Here is an 18,810-nt window from a genome sequence, read left to right on the forward strand (position 1 = left end):
TAGAAACCTTTATCTCATGAGCGCTCCTCCCGATCTATCGCCGTCGTCTGCACCCCTCACTGAACGCCAGATCGTCGAGCTGCTCTCCACGGCGCGGCAGCGGATTTTTGCGGAGGTGGGGAAGGTGATCGTGGGGCAGCAGCATGTGATTGATGAGATGCTGATCGCGCTGCTGAGCGGGGGGCATTGTTTGATCACTGGAGCGCCGGGGCTGGCGAAGACGCTGCTGATCAAGACGGTGGCGGATGTTTGTCATTTGAGCTTTCAGCGGATTCAGTTCACGCCGGATTTGATGCCTTCGGACATCACGGGGACGGAGATTTTGGAGGACAGTCCGGAGGGGCGGAAGCTGGTGTTTAGCCAGGGGCCGGTGTTTGCGAACATGATCCTGGCGGATGAGATCAACCGCACGCCGCCGAAGACGCAGGCGGCGCTGCTGGAGGCGATGCAGGAGCATCAGGTGACGGTGAACGGGAAGACGATGCACCTGCCGGAGCCGTTCTTTGTGCTGGCAACGCAGAACCCGATCGAGCAGGAGGGGACGTATCCGCTGCCGGAGGCGCAGCTGGACCGCTTCATGCTGAACATCGTGATCGACTACCTGAGTGAAGATGATGAGGTGGCGGTGGTGACGAAGACGACGGCGGGGAAGGGAGAGCCGGTGCAGCGGCTGTTCAGCGGTGAGGAGATGCTGGCGTTTCAGCAGACGGTGCGGAAGGTGCCGATCGCGGAAGATGTGGCGCGGTATGCGGTGCGGCTTTCGGCGGCGTCACGGCCAGGAAGAGAGGGCGTGCCGGATTTTGTGAACCAGTGGGTGAGCTGGGGCGCAGGGACGCGCGCGAGCCAGAACCTAGTGCTGGGGGCGAAGACGCGGGTGCTGCTGCATAATCGGACGCATGTGACGGTGGAGGATGTGCGGGCGATGGCGCTGCCGGTGCTGAGGCATCGTATTTTGGTGAATTATAAAGCGGAGGCGGAGGGGGTGACGGTGGAGAAGGTGATACAGAGGCTGCTGGAGCATGTGAAGGCCTAGGGGGTAAAAATGACGAATGAGTAAATCCGAATGACTAAATAAATCTGAATGCCGAATGACGAAGATGAGCGCTGGGAATGACAAAAATTTCGATTTGGAGGAGCGCACAGCGATGTTCGGCGAACGAGTCATAGACTTTGCGAAGGCGGTGCCTCGGAATGAGGTGACGAAACCTCTGATCTCTCAGATCGTTCGGTCGGGAACCAGTGTCGGTGCCAATTATGGAGAAGCGGATGATGCCATCTCGAACAAAGACTTCCGAAACAAGATCGCCACCTGCAAAAAGGAGTCGCGGGAAACCAAGCATTGGTGCCGCATGATTGTTCGTGCAGAACCTGAGATGCGTGAAGCGGCCAAGCCGATCTGGCAGGAGGCCAAGGAACTGCATCTCATCTTCTCGGCTATTCTGCGGAAAGCGCCTCCTCCCAAGTGACGAGGCTTGCCAGCGTTTCGTCATTATTTCGTCATTCGGATTTACTCATTAGTCATTTTCCAACCCGATGCCTGCTCAGACCACCACCTTCCTCGATCCTGCCGCGCTGATGCGGATCAAGTCGCTTGAGTTGAGGGCGAAGGTGGTGGTGGAGGGGCTTTGGAAGGGGATGCACCGGAGTCCTTATCATGGGTTCTCGGTGGAGTTTTCGGAGTATCGGGCTTACGTGCAGGGGGATGATCCGCGGTATATTGACTGGAAGGTGCTGGCGCGGAGTGACCGGACGTACATCAAAAAGTTTGAGGATGAGACGAACCTGCGGTGCCAGATGGTGATTGATCACAGCAAGTCGATGGGGTTTGGATCGGCGGGCTATACGAAGGCGGATTATGCGGCGACGCTGGCTGCGACGCTGGCGTCTTTTTTGATGAAGCAGGGGGATGCGGCGGGGCTGACGACGTTTGCGGACGGGATTGAGGAGCATCTGCCGGCGCGAAACAGGCCGGGGCATCTGCGGCGAATCATCACGGAGCTGGATAGGCCGGCGAAGGCGGCGGGGACGTCGCTGGCGGTGTCGGTGGGACAGCTGGCGGAACTGCTGAGGAAGCGGGGGATGATCTGCCTGATCACGGATCTGCTGGCACCGGTGGAGCATTTGGAGAAGCAGCTGGCGCTGCTGAGCGCGATGGGTCACGATTTGGTGCTGTTTCACCTGATGGACCGGGCAGAGATTGATTTTACGTTTGAGAAGTCGGCGTATTTCCGGGATGCGGAGACGGGGGCGGAGAGGTTCATCGATCCGCTGCTGGTGAGGGAGAATTATTTGAAGCGGCTGGGGGCGCACCGAGATGCGATCCAGGCGGCGACGGAGCGGCACAATGTGGAGTATCACTTTTGCCCGACGGATGTGGCGCTGGAGGAGGTGCTGTTTGATTTTCTGAGTGCTAGGCAGAGGAAGAAGAAGGTGGGGAGGGGCGCGGTATGAGTGATGCCTTCTTTGCTGGCTTTGTGCTGAACTGTGGGCTGCAGGCCACAGGGAGGAGGAGTATGAGTAGGAGGAAGAGGAGGATTCAGAGCATATTATGAGCTGGTTGTTTCCCATATACCTTGCGGGTGCGGCGGCGATCATTGCGCCGATTTTGCTGCACCTGAGACGCAAGCCGCCGCAGGACAGGGTGGAGTTTAGCACGCTGATGTTTTTGGATGCGAGCACGCCGGTGCCGGTGAGCAAGAGGAGGCTGGAGAACTGGTTGTTGCTGGCACTGCGGTGCCTGGCGCTGATTCTGCTGGCGCTGATGTTTGCGCGGCCGTTTTTGCAGGGGGAGAGCTCTGCGGCGAAATCTGCGGACCGGGCGATGCTGATCCTGCTGGACCGCAGTGCGTCGATGCGGAGAGAGGATCTGTGGAAGCGTGGGGTGGCGGAGGCGGAGAGGCTTTTTAAGGAGGCGAAGATTACGGACCATGTGGCGCTGGCGGTGTTTGACCGGAAGCTGGTGCCGGTGTGGACTTTTGAGGAGGATCGCAACACGCCTGGGAACCGCAGTGCGGCGCTGCAAAGCAGGCTGGCTGAGATGTCGCCGGGCTGGAGTGCCACGCAGATGGATCGCGCGCTGATCGCGGCGGTGCCGTCGTTTGATGCGAGCACGGCAGGACTGAAGAAGCGGATTCATCTCATCTCGGATTTGCAGGAAGGATCGCGACTGGATGCGCTGCGGACGATTGCGTGGCCTGCGGAACTGAGTGTGGAAGTGCACCGGCTGGAGCCGAGCACGAATGATGATTTCTCGATCGCCCAGGCGGCGCGGGATGATGAGAGCAGTGCGGATGCGCTGGTGCGTGTGAGGGTGAGCAACACTCGGGATTCGGCACTGCGGGATTTTACGCTGGCGTGGCAGGGGGCTCCGGTGGCGGGCGGGATTTCATCGCAGATGCCGCCGGGGGCCTCGCGCATTATGGTGGCTCCGCCGAATGAGACGAAGGCGACGACGCTGGTGCTCACGGGTGACAGGCATGATTTTGACAACCGGCTTTTCATCGCACCGCCGCAGCCGCGAGCGGTGCGCATTCATTTTCTTGGCGAGGAGAGCACGCGGGATGAGGCGGCGGCTCCGCTGTACTATCTGGCGCGTGCGCTGCAGCCCACTGCGACGCTGGCTCCGGCGCTGACGGCGAGCCCGGCGCTGCCGAAGCAGAAGCCGGATCTGCTGGTGGTGTCTGGACTGACGCAGCCTGCTGCGATGCATGCGGGGCTGCGCGACTTTGTGACGGGGGGCGGGTTTCTGGTAGAGGTCGTCACCTCCGCCGCCGATGCAGCACTGCTACAAACTCTCACGGGCATTCCTGGAATCACGGTCAAAGACGGTGGCGGGGAGGGCGACTACCGGATGCTGGCGGAGGTCAAGACGGAGCATCCGCTGCTCAGGCCGTTTGCGGATCCAAAGCTGCGGGACTTTACGAAGCTGCGCTTCTGGAAGCAGCGCGAGATTGAAGTCAAGGATGCAGGAGGCAAGCTGGAAACGCTGGCGAGTTTTGACAACGGGAAGCCTGCGATCCTCAGCGGAAAGATTGGCCGGGGAACGCTCATTGTGCTGGCCTCGGGATGGCATCCGGGGGACAGCCAGCTGGCGCTCAGCACGAAGTTTGTGCCACTGCTGTATGGGTGGCTGGCAGCGGCGGGATTCAGCCATGATCCGGCGGGTGCGCTGGTGGTGGGAGATGTGCTGCCGCTGGACAGCGGGGCTGTGCATACGATCACGGAGCCGGATGGGAAGGTGCAGCGCCTCAAGGCGGGAGAGTCTTTTACAGCGGGGCAGGTGGGGCTGCATCAGGTGGAGGGCGGGACGCATACGCGCACGCTGGCGGTCAATCTACCACCGGACGAGGGGCGGGTGCTGCCGATGCCGCCGCAAAAGCTGGCGGAGTATGGAGTCAAGCTGGCGAGCGGTGACGAGAAGGCGGGGGCTGGAGAGAGTGCGGAGCAACGACTCACCGCGACGGATACCGAACAGAGGCAGCAGTCGTGGTGGTATATTCTTCTGGTGCTGCTGGCCGTTCTTGTGCTGGAAACCTGGGTGGCGGGGCGCGCCCGACAGACTGTCCTACAAACCGCGTAATTCATTCTCATCATGATCGCTCGCACCATTCTTGAAGCCCGTATTGCTGAGGTCCGGGAGATTTTGCGCCGTGCGCGGTTGATGCGGCATCTGGCGGTGGTTTTTGCGCTAGGGGTTTTGGTGAGGGGGGCGTTTCTGCTGGCGGCTCTGAATGGGATGTCGATTTCGAAAAGGGCGGACCGGTGGTCGATGCTGGGGCTGGTGGTGCTGGGAGTGATCGCGTGGATCAAGGGGCGGCGGAATGTGTGGAGTGATCGGGAGATCGCGCGCCTGATCGAGAAGCGGCATGCGAATCTGGATGCGCTGCTGCTGACTGCGATCGAGCACGAAGCCGGTGCTGACGAGACGGCGGGGTTTTTGCATGAGCGGCTGATTGATCGCGCGCTGGCGCATGCGGCGACGCAGCAGTGGCAGGTGACGGTGACGCAGAAGCCCTACATGCGGGCGCTGGTGGGGGCGTGTCTGGCGGTGGTGGTGTTTTTGGGAACGGAGGTGGCGCTGAGGGTGCAGTCTCGCCGCAGCCTGGTGGTGGCCGAGCAAAAGAAGGCGGAGGAGCCGGCGAAGCCGACGGAGTTTAAAGCGACACTGACGCCGGGGGATACGGAGTTGGAGCGCGGCATGCAGCTGATCGTGGAGGCGAGGTTCAACGGGCCGGTGCCTGCGGATGCGACGCTGGTGGTGAGCGAGGCGGACGGTCAGGAGCGTGAGCGGCTGCCGATGCGGCTGACGGTGGATGAGCAGGTGTATGGCGGGATGATCCACAAGGTGGCGCGTGACACGAAATACCACGTGGAGTTTAGCGGCCAGAAGTCGGCGGTGCACACGATCACGGTGTTTGATTATCCGGCGCTGGTGGGCAGCGATGTGACGGTGACGCCGCCGGAGTACACGAAGCTGCCGGTGAAGGAGACGAAGAACACGAAGAAGGTGACGGCGCTGGAGGGATCGAAAATTGTGTGGCGGATCAAGGTGAACAAGCCGCTGATCGGGAGCGGCGAGGCGGGTGGCGCGGGGCGCAAGGATGTGAGCCCCTTTGGGCCGCACCTGACGGCTGCGGAGCTTTTTGGCGAGGACAAGTTGGTGATACCTCTGGCGGCTACAGCCGGAGATGCGACGGTGCTAGAGGGCGTGATGATGGCGGAGAAAACGCAGAAGTACCGGCTGCATCTGGTGGATGAGGCGGAGCGCGGGAACAAGAATCCGCCGTGGTTTACGGTGACGGTGCAGTCGAACCAACTGGCGAAGATCGAGGTGGTGTTTCCGAAGCGCGATCTGCAGGTTTCGAGCCTGCAGGAGCTGCCGGTGGAGGCAAAGGTGTCTGACGACCTGGGGGTGGTGAAGTCGGGGGCGGTGTTCAGCATCAACGGGAGCAGCAAGGAGATCGTGTTCAAGCATGCGGTGACCGCGCCGCTGAAGAAGCAGGATGTGAAGGCTGAGCTGGCGCTGGAGAAGGAGCACGCGGAGCCACGGCAGCTGGTGAGCTATTACCTGTGGGCGGAGGACACCGGGCCGAAGGGCGAGGTGCGGCGCAACATGAGCGACATGTTCTTTGCCGATGTGCGGCATTTTGAAGACATCTTCCGCGAGATGGAGGCTCCACCGAGCGAGCCGGGACAGCCGAAGGCGCAGAGCGACGAGCTGGTGGATCTGGTGAAGCAGCTGGTGAATGCGACATGGAAGATCATCCGTGATACGAACGCGGGGCGCGTGATCGAGGCGGCGGTGCCTGACATCAACGTGGTGCATCAGTCCACCGGGATCGCGCTGGAGAAGGTGAAGGAGGGCATGGAGAAGGCGGAGGATTCGCAGGTGAAGCAGGCGCTGACGGAGGCATGGAAGAGCCTGAAGGACGCGGAAGGGCCGCTGCAGCAGGCGGCGGAGGAAAAGAAGAGGTCGCCGCTGAATCAGGCGCTGACTTTTGAGCAGACGGCACTGGAATGGCTGCACCGTGCGCAGAGCCGCGAGCACCAGGTGATGCGGCAGGACAAGCCGCAGCAGGGAGCCGGGCAGCAGGCCAACAAGAACCAGATCATGGACCTGGAGCTGAAGCAGAAGGAGCAGCGCTATGAGGAGGAGAAGATGGCGACGGAGGAGCAGACTGCCGAGCAGCAGGAGAACCTGCAGGTGCTGAACCGCCTGAAGGAGCTGGCGAGGAGGCAGGAGGCGATAGCGGAGAAGATCAAGGAGCTGCAAAACCAGATGGCGAATGCGAAGACGGAGGAGGAGAAGCAGGAGCTGGAGAACCAGCTGAAGCGTCTGCAGACGGAGCAGGAGCAGCTGCTGAGCGACATCGACGACCTCAAGGAGCGCATGGAGAAGCCTGACAACGCGCAGAACATGGCGGAGGCCAAGGAGCAACTGGAGCAGGCGCGTGAGAAGGCAATGGAAGCGGCCGAACAGCTGAAGGACCAAAAACTGACAGATGCCGCGAACTCAACCACCCGTGCCCAGCGCGAGCTGGAAAAGATGGGGGAGGATTTCCGGCAGAAGACCTCGAAAAAATTTGCGGAGGAGATGAAGCAGATACGTCAGCAGGCGCGTGATGCGGCGGAGAACCAGAAGAAGATCAGCGAGGCGCTGGAGAATCAGAAGGAGGCGGGGTCCGACATCGAGCGGAACATGCAGAATGCGGCACAGAGCCGGCAGATGGCGGGGCAGCAGGAGGACATTCAAAAGCTGCTGAACAACATGAAGCAGCTGAGTGAGCAGGCGGAGCAAAGTGAGCCGCTGCTGCACCGGAATCTCTACGATGCCGTGCGCAAAGCGCAGACGAGCGCGCTGGAGGAAAACCTGCAGGAGGCGCAAAACCAGCTGCGCTATGGCTCACAGGCGGATGCGAAGGATGCCGAGCGCAAGGCAGCAAACGCGGTGGAGGAGCTGAAAAAAGGCGTGGAGAAAGCGGCTGAGAGTGTGCTGGGCAGTGAGAGCGAGGCGCTGCGCGTGGCGAAGAACGAGCTGGATAAGCTGATCAAGGAAGCCCAGGAGCAGGAGGCTGCGGGCGAAGGTGAGAAGGGCGCGAAGACTGCGAATGGCACCGATCCCCAAGGCGGTGGAGAGAAGCAAGATCCAAAAGCTGCCGAGGGGCAGAAAGGCAAAGGCCAGGAAGGGCAGGGGCAGACGAAGATGGCCCAGCAGGGGCAGCAGGCCGGCAAGGGGCAGGAAGGGAAAGAAGGCCAAGGCGAAGGCAAGGAAGCGCAGACGGCGGAAAACGGCCAGAAGCCCGGACAGAGTGGCAAGCCAGGCGAGAAAGGTCAGGAGGGGCAGCAACCCGGAACTGAGGGGCAAGGACAGGGAAAAGGCAAGGGACAGCAGCAGGCAGCCGCGCAGCAGCCGAATGGCAGTCAGCCAGGCAAGGATGGCATGCAGCCCGGGCAAGAAGGGCAGGGGATGGGGCAGGGCGAGCAGCAGGCTCAGACCGCAGACAGCAGTGGCAAACCCGGCGAGGGGCAGCAGCCGGGGCAAGGCAAGAAGCCAGGGCAGGGGCAGCAGCCGGGCGAGGGGCGAAATTCCGGGCCAGGACAAGGCCGGGGGCAGGCGCAGCAGATGGCCGACAGCAATGAGGGCATTGGTGCCACGGGGGACCGAGATTCTGACAACGACCGCAGGCGGCCGCAGATCGCGGGCGGAGCGGTGCCTGAGGCGCTGTTTTTTGAAGACAGCAAGGAGCAGCCTGACACGGGCGTCTTTACCGGCAACGGCTACGAGCAGTGGAGCGACCGCCTGCGCAATGTGGAGGAACTGCTGGAGAATTCGGAGCTGCGCAACGAAGCGGCCAAGGTGCAGGACCGTGCACGGGCGCTGCGCATTGAGCTGAAGCGCAGCAATGAGGCGCCGCAGGTCTCCCACCTGAACACACGGATCACGCAGCCACTGATGGAGCTGAGGGATCGCGTGGTGGAGGAACTGTCGAAGAAAGATGCAGGCAAGAATCTGGCCCCGGTGGACCGTGATCCGGTGCCGGCGGAGTACCGGGATCTGGTGAAGCGCTACTACCAGGAGCTGGGAGCTGGAAAGTAAAGATGTATTAGATTGATTCAGATAAAGCTGACTCGACCTAAATAAATGTTCAGCCTAGTCTGCGGCGATGGCCCTGACAGTTTTGACATTGCGTACTCAAGATGGTGGCGAGCACCGGATTTCGTGCCCCCTGCACAGCTCGCTGACGATGGGCAGCGGGGAGAAGTGCGACATCACGTTTGAGGGGCCGGGGATTCATGACAGGCACTGTGTGCTGTACCGCACCAGCGAGCGCACGTTTCAGATTATCGCCGTGGTAGCTGCCGCGCAGTTCTCGGTGAACGGGGTTATTTCGAGCGAACTGGAAGTGAATGTGCCGTTCAAATTTGGGATCGGCGGCGAGGTGCTTGAGATGAATCTGGCGGAGGGTGAGGAAGAGGCGCTGATGGAAGCAGACGAGGTGGAGGGAAGCGGAGCAGAGGCTGGTGAAACTGCCGCTGGTGCACGCCCGAGCCGCCGTGGGTATCTGCTGAAGCCCATCACACTGAAGCCGCGTGCGGGTGCGCGGGTGGGAGAGGTGATCCTGCCGGCTTTTCCACCACCCAAGGCCGGGGGAGATGCGGCTACAGCGACTGCTGAAGCGGTGGTGGTGACAAAGTCCAGGCCTACGGCGACGGAGCTGGTGGATGAGGCAGACTCAGAGGAGGAATCCTCCTTTCTGCTGCTGGCGGGACTGGTGGTGTGTGCGGCGATGATCGCGGGGATCATTTACTGGCCGCATCATCTGGACCGGCTGGCGGCTGAGAAGCAGGCGGCCGAGGAAAAGAGGGCCGCCGTGGCGGAGGTGAGTGATGAGAAAATGGTGCGGGCCTGTGCTGGCCTGCGTGCTGCAGGGGCGCCGCATCTGGCTGCAGAGCTGCTGATGCCGCTGGCGGAGAAGGGAGACCCGAGGGCGACGCAGCAGCTGGCGCTGGCACTGCGGGACTCGGGCGGGTTTGGGCCGGAGGTGATGACGCTGCTGCATCACACGATCAAGGCCGGACGTCTGGATGCGCTGGGGGATTATGTGAGCGTGGCGGATGATCCGGAGAATCCGGTGCGCTATACGCCGGAGGCTTTCACTCAGCTGAAGCTGGCGGCCAAGCTGGGAGCGGCCTCCGCCTGGATGCCACTGGGGGAGCGGTATGAGCATGGCCATGGCACGGAGCCGGACATCGGGCAGGCGCTGGCGGCGTATGAGAAAGCACTGGCTGCGGGAGACCGGAGAGCGGCGGCGAAGCTCTCAGCGAAGAAGGAGGCGCTGGAGCGTGCGGCTGCTTATGTGAGATCATGGAACGAGATGTCTGTGGCAACGCTGCTGGACCACGTGGCGGCGGGTCAGGGGAGATTTTATGAGCTGGATCATCCGGCGGTGGAGGTGCTGCTGAGGCAGGAGGAGGAGCTGCGTGCGTGTTGGCCGCTGAGGCGTATCAGCGTGGCGGAGGGTGCGCGGGCAGAGCCGGAGACGCTGGACCTGATCAAGGTGAAGCAGCCGTACCAGTTTGAGGTGCAGAGAGGGGAACGCATTGCGCGTGGGAAGGGCGTGCTGACGTGCACGGTGCAGCGTGATACGGCGGAGCACTGGCGCATCACGTCGGCGGCGGATCAAATCGAGCTGGGGGAGCTGCTTCCGGCGAAGGAGCAGTTTTTGCATGCGGAGTCTCTGCGTGAGCTGAAGCCGGCCTTCACTCCCGCCGAGCAGATGGAGGAGATGAAGCTGGAGATTCTGGAGCAGACGCGGGGGCTGGAGATGATCCAGGACTTCAAGCCTGCGCTGGCCGTGGTGCTGAAGGCGGTGGAGAAGTTTCCGCAGGAGAAGTTCTGGATGCTGTATGCCGACAAGGTGTGTGACCGGATGGCGCGGCAGCTTTTCAATGAAGGCAAATGGCTGGACGCCGGATGGGTGGAGAATGTGCATCACCTGGCGCTGAACGGCAGCATCTCGGCGCTCCTGCTGGAAGGGCACCTGTGTGCCGCAGGGTATGGCTGCGAGCGCGATGCCGCACGCAGCGTGGCACTGTATCAGCAGGCCTTTGAGCTGAGCAAGAGGCGTGATGCGCGCTTCTACTATGCGGAGGCGTTGTTTCAAGGAAACGGGGTGCCGCAGGATGCGGAAAAGGCCGGGGCGCTGGTGCTGGTGGTGATGAGCCGGTCGAAGCACCCGCTGGAGGCCTATCTGGTGGCGCACCTGCTATGGCGGAAAGCAGAGCATGACCCTGCACTGTGGCAGGATGTGTATGACTCACTCTCCCGGGTGGCGGAGAAATTTTCTCCGGCCAAAAATCTGGCGGGCATGGTGCTGCTGAACCATGGCCAGACCACACGTGAACGCAAAACGGGCTTTGCCGCGATCAAGGCTGCTGCGGAAGAGGGCGTGGTGGAGGCGATGAAAAACCTGGTGCAGTGCTACCAGGAAGGAGTGGGATGCGAGAAGGATGTGCAGCAGGCCACCTTCTGGAAGCAAAAGGCACTGGTGACGGAGCCGCCGAGGAGGAAGCACTACACGGAGTTTGAGGAGTGAGGGGGCGCTGTGGTTTGCAGTTGTTGGTGAGAGGGGTGTGAGCTGTGGACGCGTGGATGCTCTGGGGAGCCGGAACGGGCTCCCACCGTAGCTCTTCGAGCTAAGGTGGACAGGGTGGCCGATGCTACCACACGAAGAACCGGAACTGCTGATGCAAAGCGGAGCTACTTGACCGCGGCCGCGGGCGGATCATTGAGGCGGAGGATGTCGCAGGTGATGAAGATGGCCTGGAGGATGTCTTGTTTTTCGAACTCGGGTTTGCCGGTGGGTCTGTAGAGGGACAGGAGACGGGCGGTGCCGGAGGGAATGGTGATGCCGGTGACGGTCTTGGAGGTGAAGAAGTCCGTGAGCGGGAAATCGAGGCGGTGGCCCTGGGGGGCGATGAGGTGCTCGCGGTGTTCGAGGGGAGGGGCGGTGTGGTACTCGGCGGAGATGATCAGATCCACGAAGGGGCTGTCTTTGCTGACGGTGGCTTCGAGTTCGACATTGCAGCCGACGGGGCGTGGTTCTTGCTTGAGGACGGGCTGGCCTTTTTCATCCAGGGTGATCTCGCAGATGGCTTTGTGCTCATGGCCTTGATTGGTGATTGCGCGGGTGCCGGGCTTGGATTCGAGGCGTGCGGTGTCGAGGTGCAAGACGGTGCCAGCTTTGGCTGCTGTGAGCAGTTCGTCGAACTCGGTGCGGTGGTCGCTTTTGTGAGATGCCTGGGAGGCGAGGCTGCGCAGGAGGGGTCCGGGGCCTTGCAGGACGTGCGTGGTGATGGCGACGGTGCTGGGCAAGGCGAGAATGTGTTTTTCAATGGCAGCGGCAATCAGGGCATGATTTGCGGGAGTGTTGCGCACCGTCAGGGTGGACGTGGTGGCGTCGAAATGAGAGAGGCTGCCTTTGGGGAAGGTGAAGCCTAATTTTTTTAACACGTCCTGGGGGCTCTTTGGGCTTTGGGGCACTTCTTGTGGAGCGGGAGAATCATTGGTTCCAAAGGGATCTGCTCCCATCGCTGGGAAGGGCGACGGAGAGTTCAGTTTATGCAATTCAAAGAGGATTTCCGGAGGTGGGTAGTACGTTTTTGTTTCCAGTGCGTCAGGATTTGCAGATGCAAGGGCTGTGACTTTCAGCGGATGCTTGGGCCTGGGGAAGTGAGGCACCACGTTGCATTGGAGGAAGGTGGCCCAGATGTGGTCTGCATGGCTGCTGCAGAGGTCCTGATGCAGGGCGATGAGTCTTATTTCTCCCTCATGCATGGTGGTGTGGCTGCGGGTTTTAAGCGCGCGGATGCTGTCTGCTGCGGTGACATGCAGATCGTGGTTGTAGTCCACTTCAATGGTCCTACCATCGGCACCCAGGGTGGGCTCTAACTCCAAAGAAGACCCGAGAGTCTGGTTTTTGAGGGAAATGGCGGGAGGGCTTTTGTCTTTGGGTGGTGTTTGAGCGAGGAAGTAACATTCCTTGGCGGCCACATGGGAGGAGCGAGTGCCGGATTTGGTTTCGAAGAAGGCGGATTCAAGGAACACGGCTTCGCCGCGTGCGGCGGCGGATTCTACTTCTTTCCATTCGGCAGTTTGGTCGGTGGAGTTGAGTGCGGCCTGAGAGAGCTTTGGCAAATAAGATGAGGGCAGGCGCACGGTGTGCAGTCTGACAGCGACGTTTTTGGGGGCTTTATGCACTGCGGCCGCGATCAAAGTGGAAATGGTGTCGATGTTTTCCTGCGTGTTCGTTATTTGAAGGAGGTCGTTTTTCAGTTCGATCACTGAGCCTGAGGGGAAGGTGACACCTTGGTCGATGAGCCAATCCTTGAGAGATTTGGGTGCGGGCTCCATGATCGACTCAAAGAGCCCCTCCGGGATCTGGAAGGTGATGCTTGAGAGGCCCTTGGGAGGCGTGGAAGTGGAGGGGATGCCGAGCGCGAGGTGGTGGGGCGGATTTTCTACGTAACGAATGGCGGTCGTGATGAACGCGGCCCAGAGGGTGTCGTTGGCTTTCTGCTGCAGGCCGGGTGGTCGGGCTATGCCGATAAGCTTGGTGGTGCCATCGCGGATCATCAGACTCGAGGTAAGATGGTGGGATGGAATGTCTGTCGCTGGTGTCGTGCCGTCTGAGTGTGGGGCATCCGTTGCGGAGGAAGCAAACTGGCGTAATTCGAGGTCGAGTTTGAGATCGATGGTCTGTCCATCGGCCTGAATGCTAGGTTCGAGATTGAGGCACAGGCCGGTGGGCTGCTGGTCTGCTGTTTCTGAGATGCGGCTGCTTAGATCTATGGGGGCACGGTTTGAAAGCCAGGGTTCAGACACGGCTTCTGTGGTGACGGGGTATCCAGATTTTGTTTCGATGAAGGCATGGCCAGCGACACGAACGGAGGAGCCGGGCTTGTGTGCGAGATCGAGCAGGCTGGTGAGCTGCCTGCCGGCATCGGCAGACTTGGAGGCATCTGTATTGATCTGGCGGACGAGGTCACCCGGGCCTTCGATGATGGTCAGGGTTAAGGCGATGATTTTGGGAGGATGGTAGAGAATCGATTCACACAACGCTTCAACCAGATCGAGGTTGGGCTGGTTATTGGTAACTCTGAGAAGGCCGGTGAGTGGATTGAAACTGACGCTGCTGCCTTCGGGGAAGGTGATGCCTGCGGCTTCGAGGATTTGCTGTGGGGTTTTTCGTGGGATTTTACCAGCCGGGGTATTTGGTGCGAGAGCAGTTGTTGCGAATGGATCTGTTGGAACATTTGAAGGATCGTAATCTTCGACTGAAAAAAAGTCTGGCGGAACTCTGAAGGTGCGGGTGTGTCTTTCGCTTTCGTAGGCATGCCTGTCTGAGAGAATCACGCCTTCGGCATCCACGCGGTACACCATCTGTCCTAGCTCAGTGACATAGAGGAGGGCTTCAGAAAAGGGCACGTCCTTCAAATCGAGGGTGATGCGGATCTCCTCTTGTGGAGCGGGCTGGCGAAGGATGAGCTTGATGCCTTTGGTGCCAGTGGGAGCAGATGATTTGTCCAACTGACGGCTCTTCTTGCGGAGAAATTCCAGTGCCTGCTCAAGCGTGGCATTTTCGAAATGAACCGAGGGGATGATGATCTCGTTCATTTTCTGCTTCAGCCGGGCTATCGCAGCCAGCTCCAAGGGAGATTGTGCTGTGGCGGGGCTTTGAGGCGATGCTTTGTCTTTGGCTGGCTCTGCTCCGTGTGCCAGGGTGATGATGGCCAAAAGCAGGAGGAGGCTGCTGGAGCGGTGCATGCTGGTGAGATTACCGGGTGATGGGGCGGAGTGTCGAGAGGGATGTTTGGAGTGGGGGATGGCTTTCGCGTGACTGGCGGCGGGCTTTGGTCTGGAGGGCTGGCGATGAATGGCCGGCTGCCGCATTCGAGGGATTTTGTGGTGCGCGTGAGTCAGTGAGGCCGTCGAAAGCGATAGCTGCGTTCGTGCCTCACTTCGCGACCGCAGTCCAAATGGGGGCGGCTGAATGAGGAGGGGCAATGTGAGGGCACAAAAAACGCCGCGCTTTTGAGGGCGCGGCGTTGGGAGATGGAGCTGAGCCAGTTGCGGCGCAACTGGGCAACTTTTTAGAGGGTCTGGTGGATGCGGCCGAGGGCCATGAGGATGTAGCTGGTGACAAGGACGGGGTCGGACTCCATCCAGCGGCCTTCGGCGTTGGCCCAGGAGCCGTCGCCTTTCTGGAGGCTGAGGAGTTTTTCGGTGATGTCTTTGCGCCAGTCGATAAGCTTGCCGTCCTTGGTCTTGATGAAGTCGATCTTGGCGATGCTGAGGGCCTTGCTCATGGTCTGGTAGTAGTAGTAGAGGCCGGCGGCGCCGAGGCCGGGGTTTTCATCGGGGTTGTAGTGGTTTTGGAGCCACTCGATGACGGCTTTGACACGAGGGTCGTCTTTGTCGAGTCCGGCGTAGATGAAGCTCAGAAGGCCGGCGTAGCTGATGCTGCCATAGCTGCGAAGAGCGACGCTGCCATCGGGATTGGTGACTTTGGCGCCGCGGGTTTCGGAGGGGTTGTAGATGAAGCCGCCGGCGTCGTCGGGGTCTTTGCTGACCCATGAGGATTTGTTGCTTTCGGGACGGTTCTGGCAGCGCTGGATGAAGTCGATGGCGGCGCTGATATTGAGCTGGGGCTCGTTTTTGGCGGCGTCTCCTTTGTCGGCGAGCATGGACTGGGAGTAGTAGAGGGCCTCAAGGGCGAAGGTCATGTTGGAGAGGTCGGCGTGCATGCCTTTTTCGTCTCCGTAGCCCACGCCGCCGTCGAGGGGATTGTCCTGCTTGCCTTTCTCATCAAGGTCCACCTGGCAGCGGACGAGGTAGCGGCGGGCTTTGAGCATGACCTCTTCGTTTTCGGGCTTGTTGTTCATGAGAAGCGCCGTCAGCGCCATGGCGGTGTTGTAGTTGCCACGGGCCTTGGTGAAGATACCGCCATCCGGACGGGCCTGGCTGATGAGGTACTTGGTGGCTTTTTCGACCTCGGCGGGGACGGGATCGCCGGGCTTGCGGTTGGGGTCGAGCATGAAGCCGATGATGCCGAGGGCAGTCATGGCGACGGGCTCGGATTCGCCCCACTGGCCGGTGGCGGGGTTCTGCTTGGAGCGGAGGAAATTGATGCCGCGCTCGACACTGAGGCGGAGCTCCTGCTTGAGGGATTCATTGCGCGCCGGCTGGGTGGCGGCCTGGGGAAAGGCGGCGGTGGTGCCGAGCGCCAGGGTGAGGATGAAGGCTGGGATTTTCATGGTGTGAGAGGGGGGATTATTTGGTGGCTGCGGGGGTGATGATGAGGGTGACTTTGGTTTCCTCTGCCGGGATGTTGGATGGCATGCTGATCCAGAGATCGTCGCGCTGGTTGCCTTTGGCTGCGGAATTGATGATGGCGCTGCGGTCTACGTAGGTGGAGATGATGGAGCCGGTGGTTTCGGCGGCGAATCCGCCTTCGTCGATCAAGGAGCCATTGAAGATCCAGGTGTCGAGGTCATCGGGAGTTTTGCGTTTTTCGATGTCCTGGATGAAGTCGGAGAGGGGGACTTTTTTGATTTTGTCACCGTCTTTCCATTCGACGTGGATGGCGAGGCGGTTGGCACCGGGGGTTTTGGGTTCGGTGTCTTTGGCCTTGTAGGGACGTTCCTCTTTGGGGTCGAGTTTTTCGAGAATGCCGAGGGTGCCGGGCTGATAATTGGCGAGGAGGAGGGCGAGCTGGATCTGGATGGGGCGCACCTTGGTCTCGAGGATGGTTTCGTGCACTTTTTCGCCGGCCTCATGGCAGAGGGCGTACTCGATGGGCAGCTTTTGATGGAGGATGGAGCAGGGGATGCGGAGCTCGCGGGTGGCGGCGGTAATCTGGATGCCGTTGAGGTCAAAGACTCCGGGGGAGACCTGCTTGACGAGTTTCTGCGCCTCTTCGAGCTGGGCCTTGGCGTCGGGCTTGGGCGCGGCATCCTGCGCCCGCAGGTCGGCGAGGGCGATAAGGACAAGGGCGGTGGCGGCGAGGGAGCGCAGCATGGCTGGGGAAGGAGTACGAAGGCGGATGGGGGCGGCAATCATGCGGGGGCGGGGGAGTGGTGCGGTGGGCGATATTTGACCGTGAACGGCCTGCGGTGGGCGTTTTTTGCGCATCGCAGGAAGAGGGAGGGTAGAGAAAAGGGGGCGGTACCGATGCCGAAAGGGCTAAAGCTGCGGAAGCTTGTAGGTGCCGGTGCGCAGACACTGCTCCACGTTTTTCGGGAGAATCACCATCGGCTGAATTTCATAGGCGGGCTGTGGTTTGAAGGTTTTATCTGTGCGCAGCTTGGCGATGATTTGCAGTGCAAGATCCACGAGCGCTGGCTGAATGACGCTGGCATCGATCTCACCATCGCGGACGGATTCGAGACCGCGCTTCTGACCAGAGAGCCCGTCTGTGCCGATGATGAAGACATTGTCGCGCCTGCCTGCGGTTTCGGCAGCTTTGGCAGCGCCGACGGCAATGGCATCGCTGTGGGCATAGATGGCGTCAAAACTTTGCTGGAGTTTGAAGGCTTCCGCCGTGCGCTGGGTGGCCTTTTCTGTGTTCCAGTCTGCGGGTGCATCGTGAACGATGATGATGCCAGGCTGGCTGCGGAGTCCTTCGCCAAAGCCCTCGGCCATTTCGCTGGAGGTGTGGCTGTCAGCCGCGCCGCGGAGCTGGACAATACGCCCGGTGATGTCGGTACGATTTTCTTCAGCGGCTTTGCGTTTCAAGGCCTCGACGACCGTCTCTGCAGCCAGCCGCCCCATGAGGCGCTGGTCTGAGTAAACGATGCTGGCGCAGCCTTCATTGAGCATGCGTTTGTCGAGGCCGATGACGATGATGCCCTGGGTTTTGGCCTCGACGATGAGGGCTGCGAGCGCTGCGGGATCGATGGGGCTGACGATGATGGCGGCCGGCTTTGTGGCGATGGACTGGCGGAACTGCTCGATCTGCCTGGCACTGCTGCCTTCGGCGTCGCTGGTGGTGAGCTGGTAGCCCGCCCGCCTGCCGACGAGCATGCTGAGGCCGTCGCGCTGAAATGCCTGCATGGCGATGCGGGCATCTGAGAGAAGCAGGCGTATCTCCGCACGCTCGTCTTTGGCGGCAAGACTGGAAGCCGATAGCAGGGCGGCGGGAGTGGCCGGAGTGGACTGCTGTGGCGAGGGCTTTTGAGCAGCCGGCTCACTGGAGCTGGGGGCGGCATCTGAGGCGGGCGGCTCCGACGGACCGCAGGCTGGAAGCAAGGCGGTGGCCAGGCAAAGGGCGGCGGTGCGAATGAAAGGTAATGACATGCTGGTTGATATTTGAGGATCTGGGTGCCAGACCGCAAAAGAACCAGATAAATGCCAAATCTCCACCAGTCTTCTGCTTGCATGGATGTGCCCGAGGCATCAGACTGATTGTTTTTTCCTCTGCTCAATTCCAGCTTGATGAAGCACAAAAAGATACTGTCTGCGCCTTTTGAGAGGCAAATCTGCTCTAGGGCGGAGCATTTTCGCGACTTTCTGCGAATCACTGCTTGATGCGCAGGGTGTTTTGCTGATAAAACTTTTAAATTCCCGGAACCACCAGCCCCCAGCCATGAAATCCTTCAGCTTGATTCTTGCTTCCCTTCTGTTCACCTGCTCAGTCCAGGCTCAGGCCCCCAGCAGCAACGCCGACAAGGTCAAGCTGAGGATTAAAAATGTGGTGGTCGAGGAGCAGCCGACTCCCCAGTTCAATGTGAGCAACATCAAGATGAAGCGCTGGGAGCCGAAGAACTGGATCGAGCTGGACGTGGAATTTGACATCAAGCTTCCTGAGGAAGCTGGCGGCAGAAAGGGCACCTTTGGAGGGATGCAGCTCAACATTTACGTGGCGCTGCAGCACATGTCGAAAGAGAACAAGCGTGAAGTGGTCACTGGAACGTTGAACTTGATCGAAATCCCCGCTGACCAGCCCTGCCACGCGCTCGCCTACATTTCCCCAGCTTCACTGAAATCCATTTTCCAAAAGGATACAGTGACAGCATCGACGGACATTCAGGGCTGGGGTGTTGAGTTTGTGGTGGACGGCAAAGTGATCGCGGCAAAGTCCAGCGTTGGCAAAACAGCGTGGTGGGAAAACAAAGATGCGTTTGCCATCATGTCGGGCATGCTCCTGAACAAGACGCAGACTCCCTTTGCCTACGTGTATGGCGATTACGACGTGCCTGTCCAAAGCAAGTAATCCTTGCCCTCAATCAGCTCAGATTTGATCAGCAAAT

At 60.4% G+C, this 18,810-nt stretch carries 11 protein-coding genes; 7 read left to right on the plus strand and 4 right to left on the minus strand.

Going from position 1 to position 18,810, the window contains the following annotated elements; translation table 11 throughout:
* Positions 1-16: 16 nt before the first annotated feature.
* The 6 genes from HNQ65_RS14980 to HNQ65_RS15005 all read left to right on the plus strand — a co-directional run bounded on the left by HNQ65_RS14980 (position 17) and on the right by HNQ65_RS15005 (position 11,096).
* The gene (locus tag HNQ65_RS14980; protein WP_184340387.1) at positions 17-1,033 is read left to right on the plus strand and encodes an AAA family ATPase; all 1,017 of its coding nucleotides are present in this window, start codon (positions 17-19) and stop codon (positions 1,031-1,033) included.
* Positions 1,034-1,088: 55 nt separating this feature from the next.
* A complete protein-coding gene (locus HNQ65_RS14985) occupies positions 1,089-1,466 on the plus strand; it encodes a four helix bundle protein (protein WP_246438287.1) in 378 nt (125 codons plus the stop codon).
* Between the two features lie 67 nt (positions 1,467-1,533).
* Positions 1,534-2,451, plus strand: a complete 918-nt coding sequence (locus HNQ65_RS14990) for a DUF58 domain-containing protein (RefSeq protein ID WP_221306175.1) — start codon at positions 1,534-1,536, stop codon at positions 2,449-2,451.
* Positions 2,452-2,548: 97 nt separating this feature from the next.
* Complete coding sequence (locus HNQ65_RS14995; protein ID WP_184340388.1) at positions 2,549-4,579, plus strand: BatA domain-containing protein; 2,031 nt, start codon at positions 2,549-2,551, stop codon at positions 4,577-4,579.
* Positions 4,580-4,591: 12 nt separating this feature from the next.
* Positions 4,592-8,596 (plus strand): hypothetical protein, encoded by a 4,005-nt coding sequence (locus HNQ65_RS15000; protein WP_184340389.1) that lies wholly within the window; start codon positions 4,592-4,594, stop codon positions 8,594-8,596.
* A 67-nt stretch (positions 8,597-8,663) separates the two neighbouring features.
* The gene (locus HNQ65_RS15005) at positions 8,664-11,096 is read left to right on the plus strand and encodes a hypothetical protein (RefSeq protein ID WP_184340390.1); all 2,433 of its coding nucleotides are present in this window, start codon (positions 8,664-8,666) and stop codon (positions 11,094-11,096) included.
* A 164-nt stretch (positions 11,097-11,260) separates the two neighbouring features.
* Here the strand turns inward: HNQ65_RS15005 and HNQ65_RS15010 are convergent, their stop codons facing one another.
* The 4 genes from HNQ65_RS15010 to HNQ65_RS15025 all read right to left on the minus strand — a co-directional run bounded on the left by HNQ65_RS15010 (position 11,261) and on the right by HNQ65_RS15025 (position 17,857).
* Positions 11,261-14,326 (minus strand): hypothetical protein, encoded by a 3,066-nt coding sequence (locus HNQ65_RS15010; protein ID WP_184340391.1) that lies wholly within the window; start codon positions 14,324-14,326, stop codon positions 11,261-11,263.
* A 326-nt stretch (positions 14,327-14,652) separates the two neighbouring features.
* The gene (locus tag HNQ65_RS15015) at positions 14,653-15,816 is read right to left on the minus strand and encodes a prenyltransferase/squalene oxidase repeat-containing protein (RefSeq protein WP_184340392.1); all 1,164 of its coding nucleotides are present in this window, start codon (positions 15,814-15,816) and stop codon (positions 14,653-14,655) included.
* A gap of 16 nt (positions 15,817-15,832) precedes the next feature.
* Entirely contained in the window at positions 15,833-16,621 is a 789-nt protein-coding gene (locus tag HNQ65_RS15020) for a YdjY domain-containing protein (protein WP_184340393.1), read from the minus strand.
* Between the two features lie 123 nt (positions 16,622-16,744).
* Positions 16,745-17,857: a substrate-binding domain-containing protein gene (locus HNQ65_RS15025; RefSeq protein ID WP_184340394.1), complete on the minus strand. Its 1,113-nt coding sequence runs from the start codon at positions 17,855-17,857 to the stop codon at positions 16,745-16,747.
* Positions 17,858-18,146: 289 nt separating this feature from the next.
* Here HNQ65_RS15025 and HNQ65_RS15030 point away from each other — a divergent pair, with 289 nt between their 5' ends.
* Complete coding sequence (locus HNQ65_RS15030) at positions 18,147-18,773, plus strand: Amuc_1102 family pilus-like protein (RefSeq protein ID WP_184340395.1); 627 nt, start codon at positions 18,147-18,149, stop codon at positions 18,771-18,773.
* Positions 18,774-18,810 lie beyond the last annotated feature (37 nt).

Source organism: Prosthecobacter vanneervenii, from assembly GCF_014203095.1.
GTDB classification, from domain to species: domain Bacteria; phylum Verrucomicrobiota; class Verrucomicrobiia; order Verrucomicrobiales; family Verrucomicrobiaceae; genus Prosthecobacter; species Prosthecobacter vanneervenii.

What these genes read in the sequence shown, in the direction of transcription:
- HNQ65_RS14980 (WP_184340387.1), top strand. Translation starts at nt 17, where the DNA reads ATGAGCGCTCCTCCCGATCTATCGCCGTCGTCTGCACCCCTCACTGAA.
- HNQ65_RS14985 (WP_246438287.1), top strand. Translation starts at nt 1,089, where the DNA reads ATGACGAAGATGAGCGCTGGGAATGACAAAAATTTCGATTTGGAGGAG.
- HNQ65_RS14990 (WP_221306175.1), top strand. Translation starts at nt 1,534, where the DNA reads ATGCCTGCTCAGACCACCACCTTCCTCGATCCTGCCGCGCTGATGCGG.
- HNQ65_RS14995 (WP_184340388.1), top strand. Translation starts at nt 2,549, where the DNA reads ATGAGCTGGTTGTTTCCCATATACCTTGCGGGTGCGGCGGCGATCATT.
- HNQ65_RS15000 (WP_184340389.1), top strand. Translation starts at nt 4,592, where the DNA reads ATGATCGCTCGCACCATTCTTGAAGCCCGTATTGCTGAGGTCCGGGAG.
- HNQ65_RS15005 (WP_184340390.1), top strand. Translation starts at nt 8,664, where the DNA reads ATGGCCCTGACAGTTTTGACATTGCGTACTCAAGATGGTGGCGAGCAC.
- HNQ65_RS15010 (WP_184340391.1), bottom strand. Translation starts at nt 14,326, where the DNA reads ATGCACCGCTCCAGCAGCCTCCTCCTGCTTTTGGCCATCATCACCCTG.
- HNQ65_RS15015 (WP_184340392.1), bottom strand. Translation starts at nt 15,816, where the DNA reads ATGAAAATCCCAGCCTTCATCCTCACCCTGGCGCTCGGCACCACCGCC.
- HNQ65_RS15020 (WP_184340393.1), bottom strand. Translation starts at nt 16,621, where the DNA reads ATGATTGCCGCCCCCATCCGCCTTCGTACTCCTTCCCCAGCCATGCTG.
- HNQ65_RS15025 (WP_184340394.1), bottom strand. Translation starts at nt 17,857, where the DNA reads ATGTCATTACCTTTCATTCGCACCGCCGCCCTTTGCCTGGCCACCGCC.
- HNQ65_RS15030 (WP_184340395.1), top strand. Translation starts at nt 18,147, where the DNA reads ATGAAATCCTTCAGCTTGATTCTTGCTTCCCTTCTGTTCACCTGCTCA.